This window comes from Paracoccus laeviglucosivorans (assembly GCF_900182695.1).
In the GTDB taxonomy this organism is placed as follows: domain Bacteria; phylum Pseudomonadota; class Alphaproteobacteria; order Rhodobacterales; family Rhodobacteraceae; genus Paracoccus; species Paracoccus laeviglucosivorans.
Map to the genome: position 1 here is coordinate 19,671 of NZ_FXTK01000016.1, position 26,739 is coordinate 46,409.

Sequence of the window (26,739 nt, forward strand, 5' to 3'; positions counted from 1 at the left end):
GGCTGCTTTTTCGTCACGCACCAGTCATTCCCGTTTTCATTTTGCTCTCTCCTGCCTCGTAGCGCGGAAGGGTTGAGAAAGCGTTAATGGCACAACGAAAAAGGCCCGGCTCATCGCCGGGCCTTTCCCTGTCATTTGCCGAAGATCACGCTTCGTTCGAACTCGCCTCGGGCGCAACCAATGCGGCTGCGGCTTCGGCTTCGGCGCGGCGCGCCTCGATCACCTCGTTGTCGCGATCCGTTGCGATCCGGCGCACACGAGCGGTCGCGCCACCCGTGCCTGCCGGGATCAAACGGCCGACGATGACGTTCTCTTTCAGGCCGACGAGCTTGTCGCGCTTGCCCTGAACGGCAGCCTCGGTCAGCACGCGGGTCGTTTCCTGGAACGAGGCGGCCGAAATGAAGCTGCGGGTTTGCAGGCTGGCCTTGGTGATGCCCAAAAGCACCGGCTCGCCCGTGGCCACGCGGCCACCCTTGGCTTCGATCTTGGCGTTCTCTTCCTCGAACTCGTCGCGATCGACATGCTCGCCTTTCAGCAGCGTGGTGTCGCCGCTGTCCAGGATCTCGATCTTTTGCAGCATCTGGCGAACGATCACCTCGATGTGCTTGTCGTTGATCTTAACCCCTTGCAGACGATAGACGTCCTGCACTTCGTCGATGAGGTAGTCGGCCAAAGCCTCGATCCCCATGATGCGCAGGATGTCATGCGGCGCCGGGTTGCCGTCCATGATGTAGTCGCCCTTCTGCACGAAGTCGCCTTCCTGCACCGGGATGTGCTTGCCTTTCGGCACCATGTATTCGACGGCGTCCAGGGTATCGTCCGCAGGCTCGATGCTGATGCGGCGCTTGTTCTTGTAGTCTTTCCCAAAGCGCACATAGCCATCCAGCTCGGCGATGATCGCGTGATCTTTCGGGCGACGGGCTTCGAACAGTTCCGCCACGCGGGGAAGACCCCCGGTGATGTCCTTGGTCTTGGCACCTTCGCGCGGGATACGCGCCACCACGTCACCGGCCTTGATCTCCTGCCCGTCTTCGACCGACAGAACCGCATCGACCGACATCGGATAGGTGACCGGGTTGCCCGCATCATTGCGCACCGGCTCGCCATCGGCGTTGACGATGATGATCTCGGGCTTCAGCTCGTTGCCTTTCGGGGCCGAGCGCCAGTCCGTCACGATCTTCTGCGTCATGCCCGTCGCATCGTCGGTCTCGTCGCGGACCGACAGGCCCGAGAGCAGATCGACATATTTCGCGACACCGGCCTTTTCGGCGATGATCGGCAGGGTATAGGGATCCCATTCGAACATCTTCTGACCACGCGCAACGGCATCGCCTTCGCGCACGAACAGTTTCGAGCCGTAGAACAGCTTGTGGCTGGCCAGCGTCTCGCCCGAGGCACTTTTGATGTGCAGCTGCATGTTGCGGTTCATCACGATCAGCTCGCCCGAGGCATTCTCCAGCGTGCTTTCGTTTTCGAACGCAACCGAACCTTCTTGCGCCGCAGCGATGAAGGACTGCTGACCACCTTGCGCAATACCACCGATGTGGAAGGTCCGCATCGTCAGCTGCGTGCCGGGTTCACCGATCGACTGCGCGGCGATGATGCCGACAGCCTCACCGATGTTGACCAGCGTGCCGCGTGCAAGGTCGCGACCATAGCACAGCGCACAGATCCCGTCCTCGGCCTCGCAGGTCAGGCCCGAGCGGATACGCACGGTCTGAACGCCAGCGGTCTCGATCTCGTCGGCCTTGCGCTCGTCGATGATCTCGTTCTTGCGAACGATGACCACGTCCTCGCCCGGAACCAGCACGTCCTCGGCGGCGACGCGGCCCAGCACACGCTCGGAAAGCGGGCTGACGACTTCGCCATCATTGACTGCGGCCGATGCGGTGATCGCGCGATCGGTGCCGCAATCATGTTCGCGGATGATGCAGTCCTGCGCCACGTCCACCAGACGACGGGTCAGGTAACCCGAGTTCGCGGTCTTCAACGCGGTGTCCGACAGACCCTTCCGGGCGCCGTGGGTCGAGTTGAAGTATTCAAGAACGGTCAGACCTTCCTTGAAGTTCGAGATGATCGGCGTCTCGATGATCTCGCCGTTCGGCTTGGCCATCAGGCCGCGCATACCGCCCAACTGTTTCATCTGGCTGACCGAACCACGAGCGCCCGAGTGGGCCATCATGTAGACCGAGTTCGGCTCAAGCTCCGAACCCTTCTCGTCCTTCTTGGTGGCCGAGATGGTCTTCATCATCGCGTCCGTGACCTTGTCGTTACATTTCGACCAGGCGTCCACGACCTTGTTGTATTTCTCGCCCTGGGTGATCAGACCATCCAGATACTGCTGTTCGAACGACTTCACCTGATCCTGCGTCTCTTCGACCAGGGTCCATTTCGTCGGCGGAACCACCATGTCGTCCTTGCCGAACGAAATGCCGGCCTTGAACGCCTCGCGGAAACCCAGACCCATGATCTGGTCGCAGAAGATCACCGATTCCTTCTGGCCGCAGTAGCGATACACGGTGTCGATGACGTTCTGGATGTCTTTCTTGCGCAGCAGGCGGTTCACCAGCTCGAAGGGTGCTTTCGCATTCTTCGGCAGCAGCGCGCCCAGACGGATCCGGCCCGGCGTGGTGTCGAAGCGGGTCATCACCTCGTTGCCATTCTCGTCGATCTGCGGCAGGCGAGCCTTGATGCGGGCGTGCAGATGCACTTCACCCGCGGCAAGCGCGTGCTCGATTTCTTCAAGATTGGCAAAGGCCATGCCTTCACCCTTCATGCCTTCGCGTTCCATGGTCGTGTAATACAGACCAAGGACCATGTCCTGCGACGGAACGATGATCGGCGCGCCGTTGGCGGGCGACAGAACGTTGTTCGTTGACATCATCAGGACGCGCGCTTCCAGCTGGGCCTCAAGGCTCAGCGGAACGTGAACGGCCATCTGGTCGCCGTCGAAGTCGGCGTTGAAGGCCGAGCAGACCAGCGGGTGCAGCTGGATCGCCTTACCTTCGATCAGAATCGGCTCGAACGCCTGAATGCCCAGACGGTGCAGCGTGGGCGCACGGTTCAGCAGAACCGGATGCTCACGGATGACCTCGTCCAGAATATCCCAGACCTCGGGACGCTCTTTCTCGACCAGTTTCTTGGCCTGCTTGACGGTGCTGGACAGCCCCTTCGCCTCAAGCCGCGAATAGATGAACGGCTTGAACAGCTCCAGCGCCATCTTCTTGGGCAGACCGCATTGATGCAGCTTCAGTTCCGGGCCGGTCACGATGACCGAACGGCCCGAGAAGTCCACGCGCTTACCCAAAAGGTTCTGACGGAAGCGACCCTGCTTACCCTTCAGCATGTCCGACAGCGACTTCAGCGGGCGCTTGTTGTTGCCCGTGATGACGCGGCCACGACGGCCGTTGTCGAACAGTGCATCGACCGATTCCTGCAGCATCCGCTTTTCGTTGCGGACGATGATGTCGGGCGCGCGCAGCTCGATCAGCCGCTTCAGGCGGTTGTTGCGGTTGATGACGCGGCGATACAGATCGTTCAGGTCCGAGGTCGCGAAACGGCCACCATCCAGCGGAACCAGCGGACGCAGTTCCGGCGGAATGACCGGGATCACGGTCAGGACCATCCACTCGGGACGGTTGCCCGATTCAAGGAAGCTCTCGACGATCTTCAGGCGCTTGATGATCTTTTTCGGCTTCAGCTCGCCGGTCGCCTCTTTCAGCTCCTCGCGCAGCTGTTCGGCAGTGGCGGCCAGATCGATATTGGCCAGCATTTCGCGGATCGCTTCGGCGCCGATATTAGCGGTGAAGGCGTCGGCGCCATACTGGTCCTGCGCGTCCATGAACTCTTCTTCGGTCATCAGCTGACCATAGGTCAGATCCGTCAGACCGGGTTCGATCACCACGTAGTTTTCGAAATACAGGATGCGCTCAAGATCACGCAGCGTCATGTCCAGCATCAGGCCGATGCGCGAGGGCAACGACTTCAGGAACCAGATATGCGCGACCGGTGCGGCCAGTTCGATATGGCCCATGCGCTCGCGGCGGACCTTTTGCAGGGTCACTTCCACGCCGCATTTTTCGCAGACCAGACCGCGATATTTCATGCGCTTGTATTTGCCGCACAGGCATTCGTAATCCTTGATCGGGCCAAAGATACGCGCGCAGAACAGGCCGTCACGTTCAGGCTTGAACGTGCGGTAGTTGATGGTTTCAGGCTTTTTCACCTCGCCATAGGACCAGGCGAGGATTTCCTCGGGCGAGGCCAGCGAGATCTTGATTTCGTCGAACTGCCGCGGCTGGGCCAGCGGGTTCAGGGGATTGGTGGCAAGTTCCTGGTTCATTTTCAAATCCTAATGAGGGGCGCGGTGGGGGAAGTGGGGCGCTGACGCGCCCTCACTCCTCATCCTCCGCATCCAGGAGTTCCATGTTGAGGCCCAGACCCCGGACCTCCTTGACCAGAACGTTGAACGATTCCGGCACGCCGGCCTCGAAGTTGTCTTCGCCCTTGACGATCGACTCATAGACCTTGGTGCGGCCTGCCACATCGTCCGACTTGACCGTCAGCATCTCCTGCAGGGTATAGGCGGCGCCGTAAGCTTCCAGAGCCCAGACCTCCATCTCACCCAGACGCTGACCACCGAACTGCGCCTTACCACCCAGCGGCTGCTGCGTGACAAGCGAATACGGGCCGGTCGAACGTGCGTGCATCTTGTCATCGACAAGGTGGTGCAGCTTCAGGACGTATTTCATCCCGACGGTGACCTTGCGCGCGAACTGCTCGCCGGTACGGCCGTCGAAGACCACCGACTGACCCGAGGTGTCGAAGCCTGCCCGCATCAGCGCGTCGTTCACGTCGCCCTCTTTCGCGCCGTCAAAGACCGGCGTGGAAATCGGAACGCCGCCGCGAACCGCGTTGGCATGTTCGATCAGGGTGTCATCATCCATGCCCGAGAAGGTCTCGGCATAGAATTCGTCACCATAACCGTTCTGCATCGCCTCGCGCACCGGGGCCATGTCGCCATTGCGGCGATAGTCCTGTAGCGCCTCGTCGATCTTGATGCCCAGGCCGCGCGATGCCCAGCCCATATGGGTTTCAAGGATCTGCCCGACGTTCATCCGCGAAGGCACGCCCAGCGGGTTCAGCACAAGATCGACCGGGGTGCCATCGGCCAGGAACGGCATGTCTTCGATCGGAACGACCTTGGACACGACGCCCTTGTTGCCGTGACGACCGGCCATTTTGTCGCCTGCCTGAAGCTTGCGCTTCACGGCGACGAACACCTTGACCATCTTCATCACGCCCGGAGGCAGATCGTCGCCCTGACGGACCTTTTCAACCTTGTCGTCGAAACGGTTGTCCAGCGCGCGCTTCAGGCTGTCGAACTGCTGGTTCAGCGCCTCGACTTCCTTGGCGGTCTCTTCCTCGGCGACAGCAAGCTGCCACCATTGGCCGCGCGAAAGCTGGCTCAGCACGTCCTCATCGACATTGACGCCGGCCTTGATCCCTTTCGGGCCCTTGACGACTTCCTTGCCCATGATCAGCGTTTTCAGGCGCGCATAGATGTTGCGCTCAAGGATCGCCAGCTCGTCGTCCCGGTCGCGGGCCAGACGTTCGACTTCCTCACGCTCGATCTGCAGCGCACGTTCGTCCTTATCGACGCCGTGACGGTTGAAGACGCGCACTTCGACGATCGTGCCATAAGCACCCGGCGGCAGACGCAGCGAGGTGTCGCGCACGTCCGATGCCTTTTCGCCAAAGATGGCGCGCAGCAGCTTTTCTTCCGGGGTCATCGGCGATTCACCCTTGGGGGTGATCTTGCCGACCAGAATATCGCCCGGACCCACTTCGGCGCCGATATAGACGATGCCAGCCTCATCGAGGTTGCGCAGCGCTTCTTCGCCGACGTTCGGGATGTCGCGGGTGATTTCCTCCGGCCCCAGCTTCGTGTCGCGGGCCGCCACTTCGTATTCGTCGATATGGATCGAGGTGAACACGTCGTCGCGGTGGATGCGTTCCGAAATCAGGATCGAGTCTTCGTAGTTGTAGCCGTTCCACGGCATGAAGGCCACGACCACGTTCCGGCCGATTGCCAGTTCGCCCTGATCGGTCGACGGACCGTCGGCCACGACCTGACCTTTGACCACGCGCTCGCCCACCTTCACCAGCGGACGCTGGTTGATGGTCGAGGACTGGTTCGAACGCTTGAACTTGCGCAGACGATAGATGTCCACGCCCGCATCACCCGCACCCAGATCCTCGGTCGCACGGATAACGATACGCTGCGCATCGACCTGGTCGATGATGCCGCCGCGGCGCGCCATGATGGCTGCCCCGGAATCGCGCGCAACGGTCGCCTCCATGCCGGTGCCGACGAACGGCGCCTCGGCACGCAGCAGCGGAACCGCCTGACGTTGCATGTTCGAGCCCATCAGGGCGCGGTTGGCGTCGTCGTTTTCAAGGAACGGAATCAGCGCCGCCGCGACCGAAACCAGCTGTTTGGGCGACACGTCGATCAGATCGACCGCATCCACCGGGTTCAGCATGAAATCGCCCGCCTGACGGGTCGAGATCAGTTCGTCAACGAACTTGCCTTTTTCGTCCAGCGTCGCGTTCGCCTGCGCGATGGTGTGACGCATCTCTTCGGTGGCGGACATATAGACCACGTCATCGGTCACCGCACCCTCGATCACCTTGCGGTAGGGGGTCTCGATGAAACCGTATTTGTTGACGCGGGCAAAGGTCGCAAGGCTGTTGATCAGACCGATGTTCTGACCTTCCGGCGTCTCGATGGGGCACATCCGGCCATAATGGGTCGGGTGAACGTCGCGAACCTCGAAGCCTGCGCGTTCACGGGTCAGACCGCCCGGCCCAAGCGCCGAAAGACGACGCTTGTGCGTGACTTCGGACAGCGGGTTGGTCTGGTCCATGAATTGCGACAGCTGCGACGAGCCGAAGAATTCGCGAACAGCAGCCGCCGCCGGTTTGGCGTTGATCAGGTCCTGCGGCATCACGGTGTCGATTTCGACGCCCGACATACGTTCGCGGATCGCACGCTCCATGCGCAGCAGGCCGATGCGATACTGGTTCTCCATCAGCTCGCCGACCGAACGCACCCGGCGGTTGCCGAGATGGTCGATGTCGTCGATCTCGCCCTTGCCGTCGCGCAGTTCCACAAGACCACGGATACAGGCGACAATATCGGCGTGACGCAGGGTGCGCTGGGTGTCCGGCGCGTCCAGATCCAGACGCATGTTCATCTTGACGCGGCCCACGGCCGAAAGGTCGTAACGCTCGCCGTCAAAGAACAGGCTGTCGAACAGGCTCGACGCGGCCTCGACGGTCGGCGGCTCGCCCGGACGCATGACGCGGTAGATGTCCATCAGCGCGCCATCGCGGCTCATGTTCTTGTCGGCAGCCATGGTGTTGCGGATATAGGGACCGACATTGACGTGGTCGATGTCCAGAACCGGAATATCCTCGACGCCGTTATCCAGCAGCACTTTCAGCAGGCCGCCCGCGATTTCCCCGTCGCGGTCGTATTCGATGGTGATCTCATCGCCCGCTTCGGCATAGATCAGGCCGGTCTGTTCGTTGATGATGTCCTTGGCGACAAAACGGCCAACAATCTTTTCGAACGGCATCAGGAGGTTGATGTCGCCCTTTTCGGAAAGCTGCTTGACCAGACGCGGGGTGACTTTCTCACCGGCCTTGGTGATGACTTCGCCGGTTTCGGCGTTCACCAGATCATAGGTCGGGCGGGTGCCGCGCACACGCTCGGGGAAGAACTTGGTAACCCAGCCCGCGTCCTGACCCCGGCTCGCGCGCTGAAGTTTGTAATCCACGGTGTCATAGAAAGCATCCATGATGCCTTCCTGATCCATGCCAAGCGCATAAAGCAGCGTCGTCACCGGCAGTTTGCGGCGACGGTCGATGCGCGCGAACACCAGATCCTTGGCGTCGAATTCGAAATCCAGCCACGAGCCGCGATAGGGAATGATGCGGCAGGCGAACAGCAGCTTGCCCGAGGAATGGGTCTTGCCACGGTCATGGTCGAAGAACACGCCGGGCGAGCGGTGCATCTGCGACACGACCACGCGCTCGGTGCCGTTCACGATGAACGTGCCGTTTTGCGTCATCAGGGGCATGTCGCCCATGTAGACGTCTTGTTCCTTGATGTCCTTGACTGATTTCGCGCCGGTGTTTTCATCGACATCGAACACGATCAGGCGCAGGGTGACCTTCAAGGGCGCGGCATAGGTCATGTCGCGGGCCTGGCATTCGTCAACGTCGTATTTCGGGCGCTCGAGTTCGTATTTCACGAATTCCAGCGTCGCCGTTTCGTTGAAGTCCTTGATCGGGAACACCGACTGGAAGACGCCCTGGATGCCTTCACCGTCCTGATGTTGTTCCGCCTCGCCCGACCGCAGGAACAGGTCATAGGAGGACTTCTGAACCTCGATCAGGTTCGGCATCTCCAGAACTTCGCGGATATTGCCATAGTAACGCCGGATGCGTTTCTGGCCGACATAAGCTTGCGCCATAGAGGGTCTAACCTTTCGTCTTTCGCTTGCGGCGGTCGTCGGGGCCCGACCGGCACAAGGCGGCGAATAAGGGGTGGGGTCCCATTCGTGCCGCGCGTCCCACCGCGCGGCTCCCGAACCCCGAACATGCCCTGAAGGAAGGTTTGCCTTGGAAACCGTCCTTCAAGACAGGTTCGGCAGGGACCGGGAAAACCCGGACCCTGCCCATTTCTTCAGCAAAGCAATCGGCCGATATGGGCCAACCGAATTACTTCAGCTCGACTTTGGCGCCAGCCGCTTCGAGCTTTTTCTTCATTTCTTCGGCGTCGGCTTTCGACACGCCTTCTTTGACTTTGCCGCCAGCTTCGACGAGGTCTTTGGCTTCCTTCAGGCCCAGACCGGTGATGCCGCGAACTTCTTTGATCACGTTGATCTTGTTCGCGCCGGCGTCGGTCAGAACGACGTCGAATTCGGTCTTTTCTTCAACTGCTTCAGCAGCTGCAGCAGGACCAGCAACCATGACGGCGCCACCGGCAGCCGGCTCGATGCCGTATTCGTCTTTCAGGATGGTCTTCAGTTCCTGAGCTTGCAGCAGCGTCAGGTTCACGATTTCTTCGGCGAGTTTTTTCAGGTCAGCCATTTTTCCGTTCTTTCCATTAAATGTTCCAACGTCGGGGTTTCAACCCCACGAGGGAATGGGATTGCCTCAAGCGGCCTCACGCTCTTCCAGAGTCGTGAGGATGCTCGCGATGTTGCTGGCAGGTGCGCCGATCGCGCCCGCGATGTTGGAAGCAGGTGCACCGATGCAACCCACGATCGAAGCGATAAGCTCCTCACGCGACGGCATCTGGGCAACGGCTTTCACACCGGCAGGGTCAAGGGCCGTGTCACCCATCGCACCGCCCAGGATGACGAACTTGTCGTTACCCTTGGCGTACTTGTCCGCGACCTTGGCAGCAGCCACAGGATCCTCGGAGAAGGCGAGCACGGTCATACCCGTCAGATAGTTGGCGATGCTTGCGCAAGGCTTCCCATCCAGGGCGATCTTGGCGAGCCTGTTCTTGGCAACGCGAACGGACCCACCAGCTTCGCGCATTTGCGCGCGCAGGTCCTGCATTTGGGCAACCGTCATTCCTTCGTAGTGGGCAACCACCACGACGCCAGAGGCTTCAAAGATCTGGCCGAGTTCATCGACCAACTGCTCTTTTTGCGCTCTATCCACGGTTTCACTCCAAGTATGGGGGTTTCCCCCCGGCTCAACTTTCCAGCCGCCCGAACAGCGACCGGAACGGGTCCGTGACGGTCCCAAGATCCCCCGAACAGAAGCCCGGAAAATGGTCTTGATCCCATCTCAGGAAGGAAATTAAGCGGGCTTCCCCGCACCCTCCGTCTCGGACAGGACGGGGCATCGCTGCCCCGCCATCCGCCGGATCACTCCGGCGAAACTTGTGCCGCTTATTGCGAAGCGGCCGAAGAAACGTCCAGCGACACGCCCGGACCCATGGTCGAGCTGATCGAGACTTTCTTCACATAGGTGCCTTTGGCGCCCGACGGCTTGGCGCGGGTCACGGCATCCACGAAAGCGCGGATGTTTTCGACCAGCTTGGCTTCGTCGAACGAGGCTTTGCCGACGCCAGCGTGCACGACGCCCGCTTTTTCGGCTTTGAACTGAACTTCACCGCCCTTGGCAGCTTCGACGGCCGCTTTCACGTCCATCGTCACCGTGCCGACCTTGGGGTTCGGCATCAGGTTGCGCGGGCCCAGGATCTTGCCCAGACGGCCGACCAGCGGCATCATGTCCGGGGTAGCGATGCAGCGATCGAATTCGATCTTGCCCGACTGGATGGTCTCCAGCAGGTCTTCTGCACCGACGATCTCGGCACCGGCGGCTTTCGCTTCGTCAGCTTTGGGGCCACGGGCGAAAACGGCGACGCGGACGTGCTTGCCCGTGCCGTTCGGCAGGGTGACGACGCCGCGGACCATCTGGTCGGCATGGCGCGGGTCAACGCCCAGGTTCATCGCGATTTCGACGGTTTCATCGAATTTCGCTTTGACGTTGGCTTTCACCAGGGCGACGGCAGCTTCGACCGAAAGGTTCGACTGGCCTTCGAAGGCAGCGCGAGCGGCGGCTTTGTTCTTGGAAACTTTTGCCATGACTTAGCCTTTCACCTCGATACCGATCGAACGGGCCGAGCCGAGGATGATCTGCATCGCGGCTTCCACGTCATTCGCGGACAGGTCTTTCATCTTGGCTTCGGCGATCTCGCGAACTTGCTTCGCGGTCACGGTGCCAGCAACCACACGACCGGGCTTTTCCGAGCCTTTGGCGCGGTTACGCTTGCCGACCGGCTTCAGGCCAGCGGCCTTTTTCAGCAGGAACGACGCGGGCGAGGTCTTGGTCTCGAACGTGAACGACTTGTCGGCGTAATAGGTGATCACGACCGGAACGGGCGAACCCTGTTCCATTTCCTGCGTCTTGGCGTTGAACGCCTTGCAGAATTCCATGATGTTGATGCCGCGCTGACCCAGTGCGGGACCAACCGGCGGGGACGGGTTTGCTTGACCCGCCTTGATTTGCAGCTTCAGGCTGCCGACGACTTTCTTGGCCATGTGGCCCTCTCCTTATCATCACGCCCCGGTATGGAGCAGACTTAGCGGTGCGGCCTTGCCCGTAGGCGCGGCCTCCCGCGACAGATCACGCGGTCTTGGCGACCTGCGTGAATTCCAGTTCGACCGGCGTGGGCCGACCAAAGATCGAGACGGTGACTTTGATGCGGCTTGCCGCCTCGTCCACTTCCTCGACCATGCCCGAGAAGCCCTCGAACGGGCCGTCGGTCACATTCACTTTTTCGCCCACGTCGAACCGGATCAGGTTGCGCGGCGCGACTTCTGCCCCGCCCTCGCCGGTGCGATGCAGGATGGCGTTCACTTCGTCGTCGCGCATCGGCATCGGCTTGCCCTGCGCGCCCAAAAACCCCGTCACCCGATTGATCGAGTTGACCAGGTGATAGGTGCGGTCCGACAGTTCCATGCGCACCAGCACATAGCCGGGCATGAAGCGACGTTCCGAGGTCACCTTTTTGCCGCGACGGATCTCGATCACCTCTTCGGTGGGGACCAGAACCTCATCGATCTGATCCTCAAGTCCCTTCTCGACAACCGCCTGACGAATCGCTTCGGCGACCTTCTTTTCAAAGTTGGACAGGACGCTGACCGAATACCAACGCTTTGCCATGCTTCGATCGACCCCTGCTTTTCTTCGGCCTGACTTGCGCCAAACCCTTGAATTCATCTTTCCCGCCCGCCTCGGCCCATCAACAAATCAGGGCGTCCGGCAAAATTGAAATCGGCGCGCACGATCGAATCGTTGCACGCCGCATCATGGGCAGGTCGGGCGGGAATAACGCCACCTGCCCCCTATTGCAAGCACTTTAGCCGACCAGGTGCAGGATTCCAGACAGGCCCGACTTGATCGCCAGATCGACGAGGAAGAAGAAGATCGAGGCCAGAGTCGCCATGATAAAGACCATGATCGTGGTCGTGATCACCTCGCGACGGGTGGGCCAGGTGATCTTGCCGATCTCGGCGCGCACCTGCGAAATGAACTGAACGGGGTTGGCCATGATGATCCCTTCGGTCTTGCAGCGCGTCAGATAGACCGCGCCGCCCGGCTTTTCAAGCGCCGATTGGCCTGCCTGCCTTCACGGATCAAGGAATTCGACCTTGGCCAGCTGGCGCAGCCCGTCAATATCGGCGGCATAATTGGCGTCGGACCGGGCATGGACGGCATCGTCCAGCAGCCGCAGCCCGCGATGCCCGTCCGACCGGGGAAAGCGGTTACGCGCGCGGCGCACCAGTTCGCGCAGATCGCTTTCGCTGTCGGACATGGCGCGGCTTAGAAACCATTCATAGCCCGCTTGCGTCAGGCTTTCGTTCGACGGCGGCGGTTCGGGCACGATACCCGCGCAGTCCTGCGGCAGCATATGCGCCAGCAGCCGCGGACGCAGCGCGCGGTAATCCTCATATCGCCAGACGATCAGACGCTCGACCTCGTCGATCTCGGATAGGCGCCGGATCAGATTGCCCCAGAAACTGCGCGACGGATCGCGCCCGCGCAGATATGGGGTCAGCTCGATCTCATTGCCCAGACTTAGTTGCAGCGCAAAGGCCGAGACGTTGAAGCCAGCCGGATCGCGCAGCCCCAGATAAAGCGTCGCAGGCCCGCCCCCGGCCAGCGCGATGACCTGCCGGACCCGACGCGCTGCAAAGGGATAGATCAGCCCACGGCGCGAAAACATATTGCTGCGATGCGTGCCGCCAAGGATGTTCTCCTCCGAGATCAGGATCCGGTCGCATTCCGCCCGCAACCCGCGCAGCATATCGGCGCAATCCGCGTCATGTTCGCCACCCGGCCCATGCGACAGGACCTGCGCCAATGACACGGGATCACCCCGCAGCAGCGGTGGATCGACATATGCCACGCCGCACGCGCGCAATTCGTCCCGCACCAGACGCATCGAATATTGCAGATGGGTCGAGGCGGTCTTGTGCGCCCCCAGATGAATTTTCAGCACCCGCCCGCCGCCTTCCTGAATGCGGCCCGTCCTGCGATGTCGGAATGAATGAACAAATGCTGAAATCCGGGTGACTTGATTGCGCGGTAATCTGGCCCGCCGGCACGTATCTGGCAAGTGCGGGTCCGAAAACGACAAAGCCCGGAGCGCGCTCCGGGCTTTCGTCTTTACGGCTGGCAGGGGTTGGGGGACTCGAACCCACGACCCTCGGTTTTGGAGACCGATGCTCTACCAACTGAGCTAAACCCCTAGGCCGTGGTGCTGATTACCCAAGGCCGGGCGGTTGTTCAAGAGGGAACTGACCGCCCTGCCCGCGTTTCACACGCTTTCCAGAAAACCGCCCGATTGCCGCGCCCACAGGCCCGCATAGATGCCCCCATGCGCCAGCAACTGGTCATGCGTGCCCTGTTCGACGATGCGGCCCTGTTCCATCACCACCAGACGGTCCATCCGTGCGATGGTGGACAGGCGGTGCGCAATCGCGATGACGGTCTTGCCCTGCATCAGCATTTCAAGCTGGCTTTGGATCGCGGCCTCCACCTCGCTGTCCAGCGCGCTGGTCGCTTCGTCCAGCACAAGGATCGGCGCGTCCTTCAGCAGCACTCGCGCGATGGCGATGCGCTGGCGCTGGCCGCCCGACAGCTTGACGCCGCGTTCGCCCACATGCGCCTCATATCCGCGCCGTCCGCCCGAATCGCTTAGGCCGGGGATGAACTGCCCCGCCTCGGCCAGTTCCGCCGCCTGCAGGATCAGCTCCTCGGACGCATCGGGGCGGCCATAGGCGATGTTTTCCCGGATCGAGCGGTGCAGCAGCGACGTGTCCTGCGTCACCACCCCGATCGCGGCGCGCAGGGATTCCTGCGTGACCTGCGAAATATCCTGCCCGTCAATCAGGATCTTGCCCGATTCGACATCGTGGAAACGCAGCATCAGGTTCACCAGCGTCGATTTGCCCGCGCCCGAGCGTCCCACCAGACCGATCCGCTCTCCGGGTGCGATCTTCAGGCTCAGGTCGTTCAGCACCGCGACGGGCCGCCCCTCGGGTGTTTCGCCATAGCGGAAGGTGACGTCCCTGAACTCCAGCCCGCCTTCGGGAACGGCCAGCGGCTTGGCATGGGGTTGATCGACCACCATGCGCGGCAGCGAAAGCGAGCCGATGCCGTCGCGCACCGTGCCGATGTTTTCGAACAGGCCCGCGAATTCCCACATGATCCAATGCGACATGTTGCCCAGCCGCAAGGCCAGCGGAATGGCGATGGCGACCGCCCCCACCTCGACCTTGCCGTTCATCCACAGCCACAGACCCAGCGCCGTCACGGCGAAGGTCAGGCCCGAATTCAGCGTGGCCAGCAGCAGGTTCTGGATCGAGGCCAGACGCATCTGCTTATGCACCGTGTCCAGAAACCCGTCCATGCTTTCGCGGACATAGGATTCCTCCCGCGAGGAATGGGAAAACAGCTTCACGGTGGTGATGTTGGTATAGCTGTCCACCACCCGGCCCGTCATCACGGCGCGGGCATCGGCCTGCGCCTCGCTGACGCGGCCGATGCGGGGGATCAGCCACCACAGCAGGATGCCGTAAAGCACGCCCCATGCCACAAAGGGCAGCGCCAGCCAGCCATCGGTCGAGGCGGCAAGAATAAGCGCCCCGATGAAATAGACGCCGACATAGACCAGCACATCCATGAACTTCATCGCGACTTCGCGCACGGCCAGCGCCGTCTGCATCAGCTTGGTGGCGATGCGGCCCGCGAATTCGTCCTGAAAATAGCTCATCGACTGGCGCAGCAGGTAACGATGCGCCTGCCAGCGGATGCGCTGCGGCAGGTTGCCCATCAGCGTCTGGTGCATCAACAGCGTGAACATCACCTGCAACAGCGGGATCGCGATCATCAGGATCGCGCCCATCAGGATCAGGCGATTGCCCTCGGCCGCCCAGAAATCGGCGCGGTCGGCCCCGGACAGCCGGTCCACCAGCGAGCCCAGATAGCCGAACAGCACCACCTCGCAGACCGCGATCAGCGCCGAACAGGCGGCCATGGACAGCATATAGCCCCAGGCGCCGCGCGTGAAATGCAGCATGAAGCTGACAAATCCGCCGGGCGGCATCTTAGGCGCTTCGGACGGATAGGGATCAAGCCGGCGCTCGAACCAGCTAAACATTTGAAACCTCATTGATTTGCCCTTCGTGGGCATTGCGTCAGACCGCCTTCGCGGCAAATTCTTCAAGCGCGGCGATGTCGGCTCGTGCCAATGCGCCGGTCGCCTTTGCGATCAGCGGCACCGGCCAATTCCACCATGCAAGCGGCAGCAACCGCGCGATTATGGCATCATCGAAACGCATCCTGATGACACGTGCCGGATTTCCCGCGACGATGGCGTAATCGGGAACGCAGCCGCCCACCACAGCCCCCGCCCCGATGATGACGCCATTGCCGATCCGCGCGCCGGGCAGCACACGCGCCCCGTCACCGATCCAGACGTCATGGCCGATCACCGTATCCGGCAAGCCGCTGATCTGGTCGATGTAATCGCCCACCCGCGCGTGATCAAAGATCGCAAAAGGATAGGTCGAGACCCCCGCCATCGGATGGTTGGCCGAGGCGGTGATGATCCGCACCCCATCCGCGATCTGGCAGAAGCGCCCGATATGCAGCATCTCGGGCGCACCGGGATAGGTATAGGGGGCCAGCCGCACCGCCCAGTCATCCGGCGGATCGAAGCTGCTGGCATAGGTGAAATCGCCGATCCGGATATTCGGATGGTCGATCACGCGGTTCAGATGGACAAGCCCGCGATTGGGCGTGCCATCTGCGAAATGCATGGGATGGGGCTGGGCCGCATCAAGGAAACTGGCAGTCATGGAGCATTCCTTTTCAAATCCGTCCGGTCAGGGGGTCAGATGTGAAAAAGGTCCATGACACTTACTCCTTGGTTGCGCGGGCCAACCTAGTATGGAACCTGCCTAAAATCAAGTCACAGGTGGCGCGTCTCGGGTGCGGGGTTCCACCAGTTGTCATGCGCGCCATCGGCGTAATGTATCGGAGCGGCGATCAGTTCGGCTTCGGGGACATCATCCAGCGCACCCACGCAGACCATGACAAAGGCGCCGCCCATTTCCGCAATCTCGCCATGGGTCCACAGCCGCGTGCCACATCGGGCGCAGAAGTGGTGGTGCATGTTCACGCCGTCATTCTGCGCGCGCGGCGTTTCGGCCAGATACTCGGCCCCTGCCGTCACGCGGAAACCATCGGGATCGGGCAGGCGCATTTCCCAGTAACGCATCTTGCGGCAGAAACGGCAGTTGCAGCGCATCGTGCCCTCGGCCAGATCGCCCTGCGCTTCGAAATGCACCGCGCCGCAGAAACAGCTTCCGTGATAGGTCTTCATGGTCGAACCCTCCGTTGGTTTCGACCATGATGCATCGGGCCTGCTGACAGAACCTGTCAGCTAAGCTTCTCCTCGAAAAAGGCCGAGGTGCGGCTCCAGGCCAGTTTCGCGGCTTCTTCGTCATATCGCGGCGTGGTGTCGTTGTGGAAACCATGCTGCGTGCCAGGATAGATGAAGCCCTGATATTCCTTGCCGTTTTCCTTCAGCGCTGCCTCATAGGCGGGCCAGCCCGCGTTGATGCGTTCGTCGTTTTCGGCGTAATGGATCAGCAGCGGCGCCTTGATCTGCGCTACCTCCTCGGCCCGCGGCTGACGGCCATAGAACGGAACCGAGGCCGACAGATCGGGATAGGCCACCGCCAGCGCATTGCAAACGCCGCCGCCATAGCAGAAGCCGACCGCGCCGACCTTGCCGGTGCTGTCGTCATGGTCGCGCAGGAATTCATAAGCGGCGAAGAAATCCTCCATCAGCTTGGCGGGGTCCAGACTGGCCTGCATCTCGCGGCCCTGTTCGTCATTGCCGGGATAGCCGCCGATCGAACTTAGCCCGTCCGGTCCGAAGGCCAGATAGCCCGCCTTGCCCAAGCGCCGCACCACATCGGCGATGTATGGGTTCAAGCCGCGATTTTCGTGGACGACCAGCACGGCGGGCAGCTTGCCCGCAGCATCCGCAGGCCGGGCCATCAGGCCGGAAATGCGCCCGTTCCCCTCGGGGCTGTCATAGCTGACCGTCTGCACCCTGATCGAGGGATCGTCGGCAGGCACCTGCTGGGCAAGCGCGTAATTCGGCTTCAACGCCTCGAAGATCGCGGCCGCGCTTAGGCCCACGGTCGCGAATTGCGCTGCCTGCGCCATGAAATCGCGCTTGCTGATGCGGCCATGCACATAGCCGTCGAAAATCTCAAGGATACGGGGATCGAAATCGGAAGCCTTCTTGCGGTCGGTCATGGCGCGCGCCCCTTCTGGTTTCGGTGGCATCAGGCTAGCACGCAAAGCCGCCCCGCCCCCTCACGAAACCGTCAGGGGGCGGCAGGTTCTTAGATATTTCCGGCCGACATCTCATTGGCGATGTGGTCGGCCTGCCGGATCGCCAGTGCCACGATAGTCAGCGTCGGGTTTTCCGCCGCCCCCGTGGTGAACTGGCTGCCATCCGAGATATACAGGTTTTCCACCTGATGACTGCGGCCCCATTTGTTCACCACCCCGTCGTCAGGCTTTTCCGACATGCGGTTGGTGCCCAGATTGTGGGTCGATGGGTATGGCGGCGTCGGCAGCGTCCGCGTGGCCCCGACCGCGCGATAGATCGCCTGCCCCTGCGCATAGGCATGGTTGCGCATGGCGATGTCGTTCGGATGGTCGCTGAAGTTGACATTCGCGACCGGCAGGCCATGGGCATCCTTGGTTTCGGACAGGGTGACGCGGTTGTCGGCCTGCGGCATATCCTCGCCCACGATCCACATGCCGGCCATGTTTTCATAGCTGTCCAGCGCCGTGGTGAATTCGCGCCCCCATGATCCGGGGTCCAAAAACGCCGCCATGAAGGGGATGCCAAGGCTCAGCGTCTCGAACTCATAACCGCCGACGAAGCCGCGCGACGGGTCGTGCCGCGCCTCGTCCCTGATGATCCCGGCCATGGTGGTGCCGCGCCACATCCGCACGGGCTTTTCGAACACGCCATAGACCGATCCAGTGGTGTGGCGCATATAGTTCCGCCCCACCTGACCCGAGGCATTGCCAAGCCCGTCCGGGAACATGCTGCTGGCCGAATTCAGCAGCAGGCGCGGGGATTCGTAGCTGTTGCCCGCCACACAGACCAGCCGCGCCTTTTGCATCTGCAACTGGCCGTCCTTGTCGAAATATTCGACCCCAGTCACCTTGCCCTTGTCGTCATGCAGGATGCGGGCGACATGGGCATGGTCGCGAACCTCAAGGTTGCCGGTCGCCTCGCCCCGCGGAATATCGGTATAGGCAGCCGACCATTTCGCGCCCCATTTGCAGCCCTGAAAACAGAAGCCGGTCTGCTGGCATGAAATCCGGTCGTCATATTCGACGCTGTTGATCGCCATGTTGCCGGTGTGGACTTCCTTGTAACCCAAGGCCAACGCGCCCTTTTCCAGCACCTTGTAATTGTTGCTGCCCGGCAGACGCGGACGCCCGCCAACGCCGGAAACGCCCAGCTTGGCCTCGGCCTTGTCATACCACGGTGCCATCTCGGCATGATCCAGCGGCCAGTCCAGCAGGCTTGCGCCCTCGACCGCGCCATAGGTGGTGCGCGCCTTCCATTCATGTTCCTGAAAGCGCAGGCTCGCCCCGGCCCAGTGGATCGAGGTGCCGCCGACCGCCTTGACGATCCATGCAGGCAGCCCCGCGAAATCCTTGGCCACGCGCCAATCGCCGCTGGTCGTGCGTGGATCGGTCCAGGCCAGCTGGCCGAAGCTTTCCCATTCGTCGTTGATGTAATCCTCGGGCAGATAGCGCCCGCCCGCCTCCAGCGCCACGACCTTGACGCCCTTTTGCGCCAGTTCGTTGGCCAGCACACCGCCACCCGCGCCGGTGCCCACAATGACGACCACGCTGTCGTCCGTCAGTTCGAATTTGCGCGCTTGTGCCATGTCCCCGCCCCCTTACAACCAGTCGATGTCGTCGAAGCCGCGGTTGATGTAACCGCCCTGCGAGAATGACTCGCCCTCATAGCCGAACAGCGGCCAGATCTCTTTCTGGTTATAAAGCCCGGTCACAAGGCCACCGCGCACGGTCTGGAAAAACGGCGTGTCCTGAACGCTGCGCAGGATTGCCACGCGGTCCGCTTCCCACCCGGCAGCGACATAGCTGTCAAAGCCCGCCTGTTTCGCGGCCTCGTTCAGCGCGGCGATGCCTTCGCTGACCATCGCCTTTTTGTCCTCGGCGTCATAGGCCTTGACCGCGATGGCATAGAAACGATCCCCGATCCGGTCATGCGGATAGATGTCGCGTGCCATCTGCACCAGAGTCGCCATCTCCTGCTCGCTGATCGAGGTCACCTCGACCGCCCAGGCCGCGTCGGGTGCGGCGATGAAGCCCGCCCCCACGACCGTCAGGGCGCCCAACGCCGCCGCGCGCGACAATAGCGCGCGACGGGTCAGACCTTGCTTGCTAAGTCCCGTCATTCTCTCCTCCCTATGGGTCTTCGCGCCCCTCCCAAGGCGCGGGTCGTTAAAGGTAGCGGCCTCCGCGTTGCAGCACCTCGATCTGGTATCCGTCAGGATCGGCGATGAAAAAGAAGCGTGCGATCACCTCGCCGCCCGGCGCGAAATCGACCAGCTTGCGCGGCGCAAAGCCCGCAGCCTCCAGCCGGGCATGCAGCGCATCCACGTCATCGACCGAAAAGGCGACATGGCCATAGCCGTCGCCAAGATTATAGGGTTCGGTGCGGCCCTTGTTGACCGTCAGCTCAAGCTCGGTCTCGGCCTCGCCATTCGACAGATAGATCAGGGTGAAGGTTTCGAAATCCAGCCGCTCGGCGACCTTCAGGCCGAAGACCTGATCGTAGAAGGCTGTGGATTTCGCCTCGTCCAGCACGCGGATCATGGAATGGATGTATTTCGCCACATGGGCCTCCGGTCTTGGTCTTTGTCGGACCAGACTAGGCGCGGGCCGCGCGGGGCGGGTAGTAGCGGATTACTACAGGCGTTTATTCTGCGGCGATGCCATGGGCGGCGGTATCTTCGCCCAGATGGATCGTGCAGGTGCAGCGCAGAAGCGAGGTGAAATTCCGCGCCTCGCCGTGCTGTTCCAGCACCTCGGCATGAAGCTTCGAGATGAAGGCAGGCGTGGTCAGTCCCTCACGCGCGGCGATCTGGTCAAGGATACGCCAGAACGCCCGCTCCAGCCGGATCGAGGTGGATTGCCCGTTCAGGCGAAGCCGCCGCGTCACGGACACGTAGCGTTCGGGATCCTGCCCGGCAAAGATCTGGCACATCGGCTTGATCGCCTTCTTCTGGTGGTCCGCCGATTTTGGGCCAAAGCAGCGCGGCGGTCAATCTGGCGGAAAGTTGGGGGGCGCAGGCGGGCAAAGCACGTTGGTCAGCGCCGGTTCCCCGTCAGGGTCTTTCCCAAGCGAAAAGGCCGCCCCATTCGGAGCGGCCCTGCGTCGCCATGATATCCGCAGGCGGATCACCCGGCGAAAGCGAAAGGGGCGCGGTTCACCGCGCCCCGATCTCAGATCAGGATCTTCGACGCATCCATGGGGGCGCGTCTCACGATCAGCCAGCAAGCGATGCTTACTTGATGATCTTCGACACGACCGGTCTGGCGCGTCAGATCATCACTTGATGATCTTCGACACGACGCCTGCGCCGACGGTGCGGCCGCCTTCGCGGATGGCGAAGCGCAGCTTCTCTTCCATCGCGATCGGTGCGATCAGCTCGACTTCGAACTTCAGGTTGTCGCCCGGCATCACCATCTCGGTGCCTTCCGGCAGCTTCACCGTCCCGGTCACGTCCGTCGTGCGGAAGTAGAACTGCGGGCGGTAGTTGCCGAAGAACGGCGTGTGGCGGCCGCCTTCTTCCTTGGTCAGGATATAGGCCTCGGCTTCAAAGGTCGTGTGCGGCGTCACCGATTTCGGCTTCACCAGAACCTGACCACGCTCGACGCCGTCACGGTCGATGCCGCGCAGCAGAACGCCGACGTTGTCGCCAGCCTCACCGCGATCCAGCAGCTTGCGGAACATTTCCACGCCGGTGCAGGTGGTTTTCTTGGTGTCGCGGATGCCCACGATTTCCAGTTCGTCGCCCACGTTCACAGCGCCACGCTCGATCCGGCCGGTCACAACCGTACCGCGGCCCGAGATCGAGAACACGTCTTCGATCGGCAGCAGGAACGGCTGGTCAACCGCGCGCTCGGGCGTCGGGATGTAGCTGTCGACAGCCGCGATCAGTTCGCGGATCGAGTTCTCGCCGATTTCCGCGTCGCGACCTTCCAGAGCGGCCAGAGCCGAGCCCTTGATGATCGGAATGTCGTCGCCCGGATAGTCATAGGAGGACAGCAGCTCGCGCACTTCCATCTCGACCAGTTCCAGCAGCTCGGCGTCATCCACCTGGTCGACCTTGTTCAGGTAGACGACCATGTAGGGAATGCCGACCTGACGGCCCAGCAGGATGTGTTCGCGCGTCTGCGGCATCGGGCCGTCAGCAGCGTTCACAACCAGGATCGCGCCGTCCATCTGCGCCGCACCCGTGATCATGTTCTTCACGTAGTCGGCGTGGCCGGGGCAGTCGACGTGGGCGTAGTGACGCGATTCCGACTCGTATTCCACGTGCGCGGTCGAGATCGTGATGCCGCGTGCACGCTCTTCCGGTGCGCCGTCAATCTGGTCGTAAGCCTTGAACTCGCCGAAATACTTCGTGATCGCAGCCGTCAGCGTCGTCTTGCCGTGGTCAACGTGACCAATGGTCCCGATGTTGACGTGCGGCTTGTTACGTTCAAACTTTGCCTTTGCCATCATGGCCTCCTATCGGGGGGGCCACCCGCGCGACAGCCCCCGTCGTGATACATCCGCCGCGACTTATATTTGCACAGGGGAAAAATCAAGGGCGGCAAACACCTCTGGCGAAGCCGCGCGGACAGTGCCACACTCACGGAACCGGGGCTGTCCCCGGCTGTTGTAGCAATTGCCGGAGACCTGCACCTGCGGGTCCCAATTCCATGTCGGAGGACAAGATGAGCCTGATGAAGTCTCTCGCCCGCGTTGCGGCTGGTGTTATGCTGGCCAAAGGGGTCGGCGCCATGATGAAGAACGCCCAAGGCGGAGCAACCGCAGGTCGGCGGCCCTCCGGTGGCATTCTGGACGATCTGTTGAAAACCAACACCGCCCGTTCGGGCAGCACTCAGGCAGGTGCCGGCGGCGGTCTGGGCGACATGCTGGGCCAGGTGCTGGGCGGTCGCGCCGGCTCGGGTTCCAGCTATGGCGGCGCGCATTCGCCCGCAGGCCGTGCCTCGGGTGGACTGGGCGGCATCCTTGACCAACTGACCGCAGGCCGTGGCGGTTCGACCAGCGCAGGCGCCGGTGGCGGTCTGGGCAGCATCCTTGCAGGTGGCGCCGCAGCAGGCGGCATCGGCGGCATTCTTGGCGAACTGCTGGGTGGCGGTCAGGCCAAGGCTGGCACCACCGCAGCACCCGGCACTGCCTCGGGCGGTCTGGCGCAGAAAGGCGCGCAGGCCAGCAACGATTCGAGCTTTGGCGAGCTGTTTAACGACGCGCTGTCCAACAATGGCGAACCGGCCACCCAGCCCACCGCCGAACAGAACGCCCTTGCCGGTCTGATGCTCAAGGCGATGATCCAGGCCGCCAAGGCCGATGGCGAAATCGACGAACAGGAACGCGCCCACCTGATGAAGGAATTCGGTGAGCTGGACGAGGATGAGCGTCAGTTCATTCGCGACCAGATGGCCGCGCCGGTCGATGCCAAGGGTCTGGCAGCGCAGGTTCCCGAAGGTTATGGCGCGCAGGTCTACCTGATGTCGCTGATGGCCATTGATTTCGACAACCGCAAGGAAGCCGAATATCTGCACGAACTGGCAACCGCGCTGAATCTGGACAAGGCCACCGTGAACGGCATCCACGATCAGGTCGGTGCGACCAACCTTTACGCCTGATCGAACAGGCCAAGCTGGCGTGGGGCGGGTTCCGCCCCCGCTTCCTCCAACGCCGAAAGCGTGATCCCCAGCAGCCGCACCCCATGCGGGTCGGCAAAGACCGGCCCCAGCAATTCGCAGGCAATCGCCAGCACCTGATCGCGGCTCTCCACCGGCACGGCAACCGAGCGCGCCCGCGTGATCTGCCGGAAATCCCCGTATTTCACCTTCAGCGTCACGGTCCGACCGGTCAGCGAATTGCGTGTGGCATGGCGCCACACCTTGTCCGCCAGTGGCCCAAGCTCGACGCAGGCTGCCGACAGATCGCGCAGATCGTCGAAAAACGTGTTCTCGGCTCCGATGGATTTGCGGATGCGGTCGGGGCGCACCTCGCGATGGTCGATGCCGCGGGCGATGTTCCAGTAGTAAGTGCCGGACTTACCGAAACGCGCGGTCAGAAACTCCAGACTTTGCCGCAGCAGGTCTGCGCCGGTCTGGATGCCATGCGCCTCCATCCGGGCTGCCGTGGCCGGACCGATGCCGTGAAAGCGGCCGATGGGCAGGGATTGCACGAAACCCGGCCCGGCCTCGGGCGGGATGACGAACAGCCCGTCGGGCTTGCGCTGATCGGATGCAAGCTTGGCCAGAAACTTGTTGTAGCTGACGCCAGCCGATGCCGTCACCCCCGTCGCCGCGCGGATACGGGCGCGGATCTCCTGCGCGATGCGTGTGGCCGTGCGGCCCTGCAAATGGTCGGTCAGGTCCAGATAGGCCTCGTCCAGCGACAAGGGCTCGATCAGCGGGGTGTAGTCGGCAAATATCTCGCGGATCTGCTGGCTGACGGCGCGGTAGACCTCGAAGCGCGGCTTGACGAATATCAGGTCGGGGCACAGCCGACGCGCCCGCATCGACGGCATGGCCGAGCGCACGCCGAACCGCCGCGCCTCATAGCTGGCGGCCGCGACCACGCCGCGCTGGATGCCGCCCACGGCGACAGGCTTGCCGCGCAGATCAGGATCGTCGCGCTGCTCGACCGAGGCATAGAACGCATCCATATCCACATGCACGATGCGGCGGACACGTTCCGGCCCCGGCTCGGTCACGGCAGGATGCGGGCATCCCCCGCCGTCAACCCGTCGACCATGCGGTCGAAACGCATATGCGCGATTGCCCGCCCGCCTGATTGGGTGAACAGGACGCCCGCCTCGCGCCCGTCGGGCAAAAGGATCGGCGTGCCGACCGGGGCCGCGCCGTCGATGCCCAACGTGACCAGCCCCTTTTTCAGCTCGGTCTTGTGCTTCATGCGGGCGGTGACTTCCTGCCCGACATAGCAGCCCTTGCGGAAATCGACGCCGTGCAGGCGCTCGAACCCGGCTTCAAGGATAAAGGTCTCGTTCGGGATCAGCTCGATCAGGCTTTCGGGGATGCAATGTTCGACCCGGATCGCGTCCCAATCGCTGCCGTCATCGCCGTCGCCGCCGTAAAGCCGCCACCCCAGCGCCTCGTGCCGGGGGTCTATGATCGCGGCGTCCGGCATGTCGCCGATACCGCGCGCCACGGTCAGGTCGTTGGCCTCGATCGTGACCTTGGAGCGCAGCTTATACATAGACAGCCGCCGCATCAGGTCATCGGCCAGCCGCGCATCCACGTCGATCAGCAGCCGCCCGCCATCCGGCACGACCAGAAAATCCGCCAGATACTTTCCCTGCGGCGTCAACAGCGCAGCCCAGGCGGGCAATTCGCCCACCTTGTTGGTGACCAGCCCCTGCAGGAATTCGACCCGATCCTCGCCCGAGACCGCCAGAATGCGCCGCATCACTTCTCTCCGAATTGCAGTTTGACCAAGGCGGCATAGGCCCCGCCCTGTTCCATAAGCTGGTCATGGCTGCCTTCTTCGACAACCCGACCCGCCTCGATCACGACGATCTTGTCGGCCTGACGCACGGTGGACAGCCGGTGCGCGATGACCAGCGTGGTGCGGCCCACCGACAGCTCATCCAGCGCCTGCTGGACCAGACGTTCGGACTGGGCATCAAGCGCACTGGTGGCCTCGTCCAGCAGCAGGATCGGGGCGTTGCGCAAGACGGCGCGGGCAATCGCCACGCGCTGACGCTGCCCGCCGGACAGGGCCGAGCCGCGCGGTCCGGCGGGGGTGTCCAGCCCTTGCGGCAGGTTGTCGGCGAAATCGGCGACATGGGCGGCGATGGTGGCCTGACGCAGGCGCGGCTCATCCTCGGGGTGGCCCAGCAGGATGTTTTCGCGCAGCGTTTCGTCAAACAGCGCGGCGTCCTGACTGACGGTGGAAAACTGGTCGCGCAGCACGGCAAGATCGTATTCGCGCAGCGCCACGCCCCCCAGCGTGATCGCACCGCCTTCGGGATCGACCAGACGGGTCAGCAGGTTGAAGACCGTGGATTTTCCCGCCCCCGAAGGCCCGACCAGCGCCGTGGTCTGACCCGCCTGCGCGGTGAATGTCAGCCCGTTCAGCACCGGATGGCCGTCATAGGACATGCGGACATCCTCCAGCCGGATCGTGGTGTCCGGCGGCGGCGCGGTCCGCGGACCCGAGGCGATGCTGGGCCGCATGTCCAGAACCGAATAGATCCGCTCAAGACTGGCGGCGGCGATCTGCCACGTCCCGGTCAGGCTGCCCAGACGGCGCAGGGGCTGAAAGGCCAGCGCCATCGCGGTAAAGAACGACATGAAATCGCCAACCGTGCGTTCGCCCGAGATCACCTCGGCCCCGCCCAGCCACAGAACGCCCATGAAGCCCAGACCCGTCACCACATCGACCAACGCCGGCACGGTCGCACCGATGGCCGACATCTTGATCTGGCCCATGCGGATGCCTTCGACGATCTGGCCGAAACGGCCCGCCTGATATTCCTCCATCCGGTTCAGCTTGACAGCGTTGATGCCGTGCAGCACCTCATCCAGCCGCGTCGCGCGCTGGCTGGCGCCCACGCGGTTCTGCCGCATCTTGCGCCGGATGTATCGCTGCACCAGCAGCGTCGGCACGATCAGCAGCGGCGCACCGATCAGCGCGGTCAGCGTCCATTCGGGATCGACCGCGATGGCCACGCCAAACAGCGACACCAGCGACACGACGTCCCGCCCCGCCCCCGAGATGAAAGTGGACCACACCCCTTGGACGGCAATGGTGTCGCCCTGCACCCGCTCGATCATGGCGCCGGGCGGGTTCTTCTGAAAGAAATCGCCGTCCAGCGTCATCACATGGCGCAGCATGTCGGTCTGCATCGTCGTCGAAACCGCCAGCGAAACCGAGGTCATCAGGCTGCGGTTGATGACGAATGTCGCCGCCCGCAGCAGGAACAGCCCGAATATCGCACCACCGACCCACCAGATCGCATCACCGTCGCCGCCCACGAAGACCCGGTCGAACAGCGGCTTCAGCATCCAGCTCAGCAGCCCAAGGGTCGAGCCTTCAAGGATCAGGAAGAACAGCGCCAGCGTAATCCGCCCCCAGTAAGGATGCAGATAGTCCCGCCACATGCGTGAGAACAGATTGGCTGTTATCTGAAGTTTGTCTGCCATCGTCCCCTCGCGTCGTTCGGCCCAAGGGATAAGCCCGTCACGCCAGCAGGGCAAGCCGCGAGCAGCGTTGACGGGAACGCGCGGCAG

General features: G+C 62.5%; 22 protein-coding genes and 1 tRNA gene. 1 reads left to right on the forward strand and 22 read right to left on the reverse strand.

Going from position 1 to position 26,739, the window contains the following annotated elements:
- Nucleotides 1-145: 145 nt before the first annotated feature.
- From rpoC to tuf, 19 genes are all read right to left on the reverse strand, one after another.
- Entirely contained in the window at nucleotides 146-4,342 is a 4,197-nt protein-coding gene (gene rpoC / locus FN835_RS15215; RefSeq protein WP_142664085.1) for a DNA-directed RNA polymerase subunit beta', read from the reverse strand.
- Nucleotides 4,343-4,394: 52 nt separating this feature from the next.
- Nucleotides 4,395-8,543 carry a DNA-directed RNA polymerase subunit beta gene (gene rpoB / locus FN835_RS15220; protein WP_142664086.1) on the reverse strand — a complete coding sequence of 1,383 codons (4,149 nt, stop codon included), beginning with the start codon at nucleotides 8,541-8,543 and terminating at the stop codon, nucleotides 4,395-4,397.
- Between the two features lie 247 nt (nucleotides 8,544-8,790).
- Nucleotides 8,791-9,162, reverse strand: coding sequence for a 50S ribosomal protein L7/L12 (rplL, locus tag FN835_RS15225; RefSeq protein ID WP_142664087.1), 372 nt, complete (start codon nucleotides 9,160-9,162; stop codon nucleotides 8,791-8,793).
- Nucleotides 9,163-9,228: 66 nt separating this feature from the next.
- Nucleotides 9,229-9,744, reverse strand: coding sequence for a 50S ribosomal protein L10 (gene rplJ / locus FN835_RS15230; RefSeq protein WP_142664088.1), 516 nt, complete (start codon nucleotides 9,742-9,744; stop codon nucleotides 9,229-9,231).
- A 233-nt stretch (nucleotides 9,745-9,977) separates the two neighbouring features.
- The gene (gene rplA, locus FN835_RS15235) at nucleotides 9,978-10,676 is read right to left on the reverse strand and encodes a 50S ribosomal protein L1 (RefSeq protein ID WP_142664089.1); all 699 of its coding nucleotides are present in this window, start codon (nucleotides 10,674-10,676) and stop codon (nucleotides 9,978-9,980) included.
- Nucleotides 10,677-10,679: 3 nt separating this feature from the next.
- Nucleotides 10,680-11,132 carry a 50S ribosomal protein L11 gene (gene rplK / locus FN835_RS15240; RefSeq protein ID WP_142664090.1) on the reverse strand — a complete coding sequence of 151 codons (453 nt, stop codon included), beginning with the start codon at nucleotides 11,130-11,132 and terminating at the stop codon, nucleotides 10,680-10,682.
- A gap of 85 nt (nucleotides 11,133-11,217) precedes the next feature.
- Nucleotides 11,218-11,757: a transcription termination/antitermination protein NusG gene (gene nusG, locus FN835_RS15245; RefSeq protein ID WP_142664091.1), complete on the reverse strand. Its 540-nt coding sequence runs from the start codon at nucleotides 11,755-11,757 to the stop codon at nucleotides 11,218-11,220.
- Nucleotides 11,758-11,953: 196 nt separating this feature from the next.
- Complete coding sequence (gene secE, locus FN835_RS15250) at nucleotides 11,954-12,145, reverse strand: preprotein translocase subunit SecE (protein WP_142664092.1); 192 nt, start codon at nucleotides 12,143-12,145, stop codon at nucleotides 11,954-11,956.
- Between the two features lie 78 nt (nucleotides 12,146-12,223).
- Nucleotides 12,224-13,096, reverse strand: a complete 873-nt coding sequence (locus FN835_RS15255) for a hypothetical protein (protein ID WP_142664093.1) — start codon at nucleotides 13,094-13,096, stop codon at nucleotides 12,224-12,226.
- Nucleotides 13,097-13,270: 174 nt separating this feature from the next.
- A tRNA-Trp gene (locus FN835_RS15260) sits at nucleotides 13,271-13,346 on the reverse strand.
- A gap of 68 nt (nucleotides 13,347-13,414) precedes the next feature.
- Entirely contained in the window at nucleotides 13,415-15,259 is a 1,845-nt protein-coding gene (locus FN835_RS15265; RefSeq protein ID WP_142664094.1) for an ABC transporter ATP-binding protein, read from the reverse strand.
- A gap of 37 nt (nucleotides 15,260-15,296) precedes the next feature.
- Entirely contained in the window at nucleotides 15,297-15,959 is a 663-nt protein-coding gene (locus FN835_RS15270; protein WP_142664095.1) for a CatB-related O-acetyltransferase, read from the reverse strand.
- Nucleotides 15,960-16,072: 113 nt separating this feature from the next.
- On the reverse strand, nucleotides 16,073-16,486 hold the full coding sequence (locus FN835_RS15275; RefSeq protein ID WP_142664096.1) for a GFA family protein: 414 nt from the start codon (nucleotides 16,484-16,486) through the stop codon (nucleotides 16,073-16,075).
- Between the two features lie 56 nt (nucleotides 16,487-16,542).
- Complete coding sequence (gene yghX, locus FN835_RS15280; protein WP_142664097.1) at nucleotides 16,543-17,433, reverse strand: YghX family hydrolase; 891 nt, start codon at nucleotides 17,431-17,433, stop codon at nucleotides 16,543-16,545.
- An 89-nt stretch (nucleotides 17,434-17,522) separates the two neighbouring features.
- Nucleotides 17,523-19,097: a GMC family oxidoreductase gene (locus FN835_RS15285; RefSeq protein WP_142664098.1), complete on the reverse strand. Its 1,575-nt coding sequence runs from the start codon at nucleotides 19,095-19,097 to the stop codon at nucleotides 17,523-17,525.
- 12 nt (nucleotides 19,098-19,109) lie between these two features.
- Complete coding sequence (locus tag FN835_RS15290) at nucleotides 19,110-19,631, reverse strand: Twin-arginine translocation pathway signal (RefSeq protein WP_142664099.1); 522 nt, start codon at nucleotides 19,629-19,631, stop codon at nucleotides 19,110-19,112.
- A gap of 46 nt (nucleotides 19,632-19,677) precedes the next feature.
- Nucleotides 19,678-20,073 carry a VOC family protein gene (locus FN835_RS15295; protein WP_142664100.1) on the reverse strand — a complete coding sequence of 132 codons (396 nt, stop codon included), beginning with the start codon at nucleotides 20,071-20,073 and terminating at the stop codon, nucleotides 19,678-19,680.
- An 82-nt stretch (nucleotides 20,074-20,155) separates the two neighbouring features.
- Nucleotides 20,156-20,443 carry a ribbon-helix-helix domain-containing protein gene (locus FN835_RS15300; protein ID WP_142664101.1) on the reverse strand — a complete coding sequence of 96 codons (288 nt, stop codon included), beginning with the start codon at nucleotides 20,441-20,443 and terminating at the stop codon, nucleotides 20,156-20,158.
- Nucleotides 20,444-20,788: 345 nt separating this feature from the next.
- Nucleotides 20,789-21,964: an elongation factor Tu gene (tuf, locus tag FN835_RS15305; protein ID WP_142664080.1), complete on the reverse strand. Its 1,176-nt coding sequence runs from the start codon at nucleotides 21,962-21,964 to the stop codon at nucleotides 20,789-20,791.
- 218 nt (nucleotides 21,965-22,182) lie between these two features.
- Here tuf and FN835_RS15310 point away from each other — a divergent pair, with 218 nt between their 5' ends.
- The gene (locus FN835_RS15310; protein ID WP_142664102.1) at nucleotides 22,183-23,118 is read left to right on the forward strand and encodes a DUF533 domain-containing protein; all 936 of its coding nucleotides are present in this window, start codon (nucleotides 22,183-22,185) and stop codon (nucleotides 23,116-23,118) included.
- Here FN835_RS15310 and dinB read toward each other — a convergent pair.
- Genes dinB through FN835_RS15325 form a run of 3 tightly spaced genes read right to left on the reverse strand, consistent with a single transcriptional unit; the run spans nucleotide 23,109 to nucleotide 26,652 of the window.
- Nucleotides 23,109-24,200, reverse strand: a complete 1,092-nt coding sequence (gene dinB, locus FN835_RS15315) for a DNA polymerase IV (protein ID WP_142664103.1) — start codon at nucleotides 24,198-24,200, stop codon at nucleotides 23,109-23,111. The two genes, FN835_RS15310 and dinB, sit on opposite strands and share 10 nt — an antisense overlap.
- Complete coding sequence (gene ygfZ, locus FN835_RS15320) at nucleotides 24,197-24,913, reverse strand: CAF17-like 4Fe-4S cluster assembly/insertion protein YgfZ (protein WP_142664104.1); 717 nt, start codon at nucleotides 24,911-24,913, stop codon at nucleotides 24,197-24,199. The genes dinB and ygfZ overlap by 4 nt, the downstream gene beginning before the upstream one ends.
- On the reverse strand, nucleotides 24,913-26,652 hold the full coding sequence (locus FN835_RS15325) for an ABC transporter ATP-binding protein (RefSeq protein WP_142664105.1): 1,740 nt from the start codon (nucleotides 26,650-26,652) through the stop codon (nucleotides 24,913-24,915). Before FN835_RS15325 ends, ygfZ begins: the two co-directional genes overlap by 1 nt.
- Between the last annotated feature and the right edge of the window lie 87 nt (nucleotides 26,653-26,739).